The sequence below is a fragment of the uncultured Kiloniella sp. genome (assembly GCF_937128705.1).
Taxonomy (GTDB): Bacteria; Pseudomonadota; Alphaproteobacteria; order Kiloniellales; family Kiloniellaceae; genus Kiloniella.
Window position 1 is genome coordinate 1 of the sequence record NZ_CAKZMP010000202.1, and the last position, 5,071, is coordinate 5,071.

A 5,071-nucleotide genomic window follows, 5' to 3' on the forward strand; every position below is an offset into this window, starting at 1 on the left:
TATTTCTCTTCTATAAAGAATCTATTTTGAAAACTCGAACTTGCTAGAATGGCAAGTCGGATCTTACTAACGCCAAATTATGCCCTACTATAGAGGGCAAGAAGGCTTAAACACTTGAAGCAGAATTTTATTCATTATTTTTATGTCAGAATAATGTGATCAATAGATCATTGAAATTCTACAAAAAACCTACAATCATAACTATAGGGCAATAAAACAATAACACCCAGCACAATTGTATTAAATACCCAGTACAATTGGATGAATACAAAGGAATACAACACATGAAGATCAAGGCATTTACCCTCGCACTATCTCTCAGCGGTTTTATTTTGGGTGTAACAGGCCAAAGCTTGGCCGCCGGTAGTGGTAGCTGGAGCAGCAATTCCAACAAAGACCTCAAAAATGCGATAGAGCTGATTGAAGATGAAAAATACAGTGATGCTCAACCTTTGCTGCAAAAGGCAATAAAAGCTGAACCAGATAATGCAGATGCCTATAACATGCTTGGTTACAGCCAGCGAAAAATGGGAAACAAAGATGTTGCGCTCGACTACTATACCAAAGCACTTGATCTGAACCCGCGTCATCGAGGGGCCAATGAGTATCTTGGTCAGCTATATCTGGAATTAAACAATCCTGACAAAGCCAAAGAACGTCTGGCAGTATTGGATAAAAGCTGTACTTTTGGATGTGACGAATACACCTCGCTCAAAGAAGCAATTGAAGCTTATGAAAAAACTCAATAAGCATTTTAGCCTTAAACTCAGATCCTCGGTAAATCCTTTGCACTTTTTAGGGACCAAATATCCATCCCATCCTGTCGACCTCTGACCTGAATATGTTGCCGGGGAAAATCACTTAAATCGACCCCCGCGATTTTTGCGAGCGGCTGAGACACCACAAGCTGTGATTTTAAATCCTTGGTCATGCCTTCTAGGCGACTGGCTGTATTCACAGCATCGCCAATCGCTGTAATCGACGTCGCCTGCCCCCAGCCGAGCTCACCCACGATAACAGCCCCCGTGTGAACACCGATACCTATGCGAAGGGGTTCCGGCAATTCATGGGCAAGGTGTGCATTAAGTTCATCTAATTTTTCCGCCATTCGACGCGCAGCGCGTAACGCATTTTTGCATCCAGTCTCAACACCACGATCAATGCCAAAAAGTGCCATCACACCATCGCCAATAAACTTATCAAGACGCCCCCCGGACTCTTCCACCGCCGTTCCCATCGCCTCAAAATAACGATTAAGAATAAAAACAATATCGTAGGGAAGTTTCTTTTCAGACAGAGTTGTAAAACCCCTTATATCCGCAAATAGGATTGCGATCTCTCTTTCCTGTCCCTGTGCAATTGAACTGTGTTGACGTCGTGCAGCTTTTAAGCCGCTTTGAGCAGGTAACAATGGTGTCATTTCAAGATCAGCAATAGGATAGGTCTGACAGGCCAACCGCATGTTGCCTGACGCCCCAATCCGGGTAAGCACCTTAAGCTCACCAGTTTCACTTTCAGGCAATTGATCCAACCCGGTACCAACCCGTACACGACAAGTCGAACAACGCCCCTTACCCCCGCAAACCGCAGCATGGGGTATATTATTCAAATGGCTTACATCAAGTAGGCTGGTACCTTTTATCGCTCGAAATGCTTTTCCATTTGGGTAAGTAACTTTAAAGGTACCTTGCCATCTCTGAATCGCAAACCGTGCCCACCGCCCAATGATCACGACAACAATCAGCACTGCAAACGCAAACTGAACGATCCCTTCAAGATCATATATTTCTTGAGCTTCTTCCGCCGTAGGCAGGTTGTACACGCCAAAGAATGCTTTTAGCCATTGAGGATCATCAGCGAGTTTGAGGATATCAAGGCTCGCAACATAGTACCCCGACATGGAAAGAACAGGAATAACAACCGCAAACGAAAGCGCCAGCGACTTATAGTTTTCATAAGCAGGCTTATATCTTAGCCAATAGTGGATACCAACACAGCCATGAACCCACCCTAAAATCATTAATAATGCTTGTCGCAGACCCGTATCAATATTGTAAACAATCAAGGCATAGAGCACATAAAAATAGTTATCCTCTACCCCATATATTTCATGCGCAAACCGTGTCCCTAAAATATGCAGGATCAACAAGAAAGGAATGAGTAACCCAGACAACAGTTGGGCCATTTCCCAGAATTTCATATGTAGATGCTGGCGTTGATAAACACCCCACATAGAAAGCGCCATGTGAGAGGACAGAGAAAGATATAGCAGTACGGTCCCAATAGGATTACGCCACAATGCCAAAAAGGCTTTGCGCCCTTCATCCATAGCCTCAATAGAATGAAGACCAAGAACATGGTTCAACAGATGGGTTAGTATATAAATAAAAAGTACAAGCCCACCATAGAGACGGATTGTCCGAACCATGTAGTTTTATCCCTATTCTCTATCCCGACTTTATCATTCCACCCCTTGGATACAGGTAATATTGCAGTTAATACATGCACTTTACCTCAAACATCCGGGCTTTTTGTCGTTCTAGTTATAAGTTCTTGTCGCGAAAAGAACGAGTAATTAATTAATAGCTGAGTAGGATAATAGGGAATAGGAATGATATCCAGTGCAGGAAAAAAGTATCGTGTCATCAAGATTATCCCGTGAAGAAAGAACCGCACGCCGTAAAAAGCGGCGCGAAAAGCTTCTCCAAGAGCTTGATTCCTCTATTCCCTCCCCTTGTACTTCGGTCTGTCAGATGGATGATCTGACACAGCTTTGCATTGGTTGCCACCGTACAATTGACGAAATAAGAGACTGGGTCATTATGACTGGGGAAGAAAAACAGGAGCTTTTGGAATCAATCGACCAAAGACGAACAGGCATGGTTGCTTAATTCAATGTCCCTAATTGCAACTGAAAGCCACACTTAGCTTTTCTTCCTGAAGCTTTCCGTCTCCATAAGGTTTTCCGCGAATGACGCCAGATCCTGCGCCAGAATTTCGGGATCGGACCGCAAGGCTTTTTTAGTGACACAATACCCTTCAAAAAACGGCATCAGAATGTTTACCGTCCGCGTAATCCTGTCTTGTCCGACAGATGAGCTGCAAGACGAGGCAAGGATCTGACAAAAAAACCTATGTGTTTGCCGATAGAAGCCGACAAGCATGTCGTCTATTGCTTCATGCCGTGTTGACAAAGACCACAGTTCTTTAAAAACAATTGCGCAGCTATCAAAACTACTGTGCGTCAGGATTCTCAGAAAAGTATGCTCCAAAGAGTTACTCTTTTGCTCCCCCCAGTTCTCAGCCAGATATTGTTTAAGGAAGTCGTCAAGTATCGCACTTAAAAGCTCTTCCTTGTTCTTATAATGATATTGTAAATTACCAAGGCTTATCCCGGATTTTTCAGCGACCCGACGCATGGACAACCCTTCTCCGCCGCATTCATCGAGAAGGGATAGTGTTGCCGCGGCGATTGCCTCTCGCTTCAAATTATTTTGCTGTTCTCTTGATTTCGGCACTCGCCACACCCTACCAAAGTTATTTCTTCAGAAGTCTTCTTGAAATTTAGGTCATTAGACCTAAATAATATTCTTCATTCAACATATACTACGAGGGAAGTCATGAAAGGCTTAATCGTCAAGGAAAAAACTATTACTTACAACAGCGACTTAAAAAAGCCCGAACCGGGCAAAGGCGAAGTTCTTATCAAGGTCCACAGCGCATCAGCTAATCCCTATGACATGGAAAGCGCGGCCGGGATCTATGACAACTATTTTAAAGAATATGGCTTTGACCAAGCCGTCCAAACTGGGCTTGAGTTCTCTGGTATAATAAAAACGCAAGGTAACAAATTCAACATTGGCGAACGCGTCTATGGCTATGCGCACCTAATAACGGGCTGTAAAACCCACGCTGAATATATCACCCTACCCGAGGAGTATATATCAGCAATACCCACAGGTCTGAGTTTTGAAGAAGCTGCCGCACTTCCTATTGGTATTCTAACATCTTTATCAATATACGAAGATCTTGCCCCTAAACCTTCTGATTTGAACGTTTTGATTATCGGAGCTTCTGGCGGCGTTGGCGTATATGCAACACAACTGGCAAAGCAAAGAAACCACCAGATCACTGCGCTTGTCGGAAAGGGGCATGTGGAGTTCCTAAAGGAACTTGGTGCTCATAAAGCATATGAATATGTTGAAAAATCTCTTAACGATCTTGAGGGTAATTACGACCTCATTCTTGATTTTTCAACTCGTTTCACCCTTGATGACTGTCGCTCTCTCCTGAGCGCTTCAGGGAAGTTTATTCCGGCACTGCCAGACGATCAGAATGGAGGTACATCAGAAGACCAACACGTCGCATACCTGATGGTAATGCATGGCGATACAAATCGCCTGGAATCAGTCGAAACTCTATTAACAAGCAAATCCCTCGTCCCAGTTATTGAAGAGGTATATAACTTTAACAATTACAATGAGGCTTTCAGACATTTACAAAAAAGCGGTAAACGCGGACGCATTATTTTGAACTGGTAATTACAACCATCATATCAACAGGATCTGCGTTAATGTATCAGATCCTGTTACCAGCTTTTTATGGGCCCCTCGTATCTGGAACTTTTGGGAAATGATGTTCTCAAATGAATAAGATCGAATTCTTGTAGATTAATAATTATGTTCCAAAAGAACAAAACCCTCTCTACCAAGGATAGCGTGACTGACTTCGAGATTTTATTTTTGAAAGAGCCAATCCACTTTGAGCCAAGGGAAAACAGGACGAAATACTTGGTCGTGATGTGAATAAAACCACTCTCAATTCTCTCGCACAGAAATAAATACAATTATTACGTTTAAATTAAACGCTTTCTTAGTCTTTTCCCCCTAAGACTGCCTGTTCTTAAACTTTCCCGTACAGATGGATCATCGCACAATTAAGAAGATGATGACCATCAACAAACACAGGTAAAAAACATGAAGAATGCCTTCCAAAGCCTGAGCTTCAGGCTTGTTGGATTGACAGCAATTATGGTTATCCTTGGATTTGCAGCTGTCATATCCTATTCAAC

Annotated in this window: 5 protein-coding genes; 3 read left to right on the forward strand and 2 right to left on the reverse strand. The window is 43.0% G+C overall.

The window, feature by feature from the left end:
- Positions 1–284: 284 nt before the first annotated feature.
- The gene (locus Q0241_RS10870) at positions 285–749 is read left to right on the forward strand and encodes a tetratricopeptide repeat protein (protein WP_299377245.1); all 465 of its coding nucleotides are present in this window, start codon (positions 285–287) and stop codon (positions 747–749) included.
- A gap of 17 nt (positions 750–766) precedes the next feature.
- Here the strand turns inward: Q0241_RS10870 and Q0241_RS10875 are convergent, their stop codons facing one another.
- Complete coding sequence (locus Q0241_RS10875; protein WP_299377247.1) at positions 767–2,428, reverse strand: adenylate/guanylate cyclase domain-containing protein; 1,662 nt, start codon at positions 2,426–2,428, stop codon at positions 767–769.
- A 211-nt stretch (positions 2,429–2,639) separates the two neighbouring features.
- Here Q0241_RS10875 and Q0241_RS10880 point away from each other — a divergent pair, with 211 nt between their 5' ends.
- The gene (locus Q0241_RS10880; RefSeq protein WP_299377249.1) at positions 2,640–2,891 is read left to right on the forward strand and encodes a DUF1289 domain-containing protein; all 252 of its coding nucleotides are present in this window, start codon (positions 2,640–2,642) and stop codon (positions 2,889–2,891) included.
- A gap of 33 nt (positions 2,892–2,924) precedes the next feature.
- Here Q0241_RS10880 and Q0241_RS10885 read toward each other — a convergent pair whose 3' ends face one another.
- A complete protein-coding gene (locus Q0241_RS10885) occupies positions 2,925–3,518 on the reverse strand; it encodes a TetR/AcrR family transcriptional regulator (RefSeq protein ID WP_299377251.1) in 594 nt (197 codons plus the stop codon).
- A gap of 102 nt (positions 3,519–3,620) precedes the next feature.
- On the opposite strand from Q0241_RS10885, the gene Q0241_RS10890 reads away from it, so the two are divergent.
- Positions 3,621–4,541, forward strand: a complete 921-nt coding sequence (locus tag Q0241_RS10890) for an NADP-dependent oxidoreductase (protein WP_299377253.1) — start codon at positions 3,621–3,623, stop codon at positions 4,539–4,541.
- Positions 4,542–5,071 lie beyond the last annotated feature (530 nt).

Bases quoted from the DNA above. Each gene is read 5' to 3' on its own strand.
- Q0241_RS10870 (WP_299377245.1), top strand. From the start codon at position 285: ATGAAGATCAAGGCATTTACCCTCGCACTATCTCTCAGCGGTTTTATT.
- Q0241_RS10875 (WP_299377247.1), bottom strand. From the start codon at position 2,428: ATGGTTCGGACAATCCGTCTCTATGGTGGGCTTGTACTTTTTATTTAT.
- Q0241_RS10890 (WP_299377253.1), top strand. From the start codon at position 3,621: ATGAAAGGCTTAATCGTCAAGGAAAAAACTATTACTTACAACAGCGAC.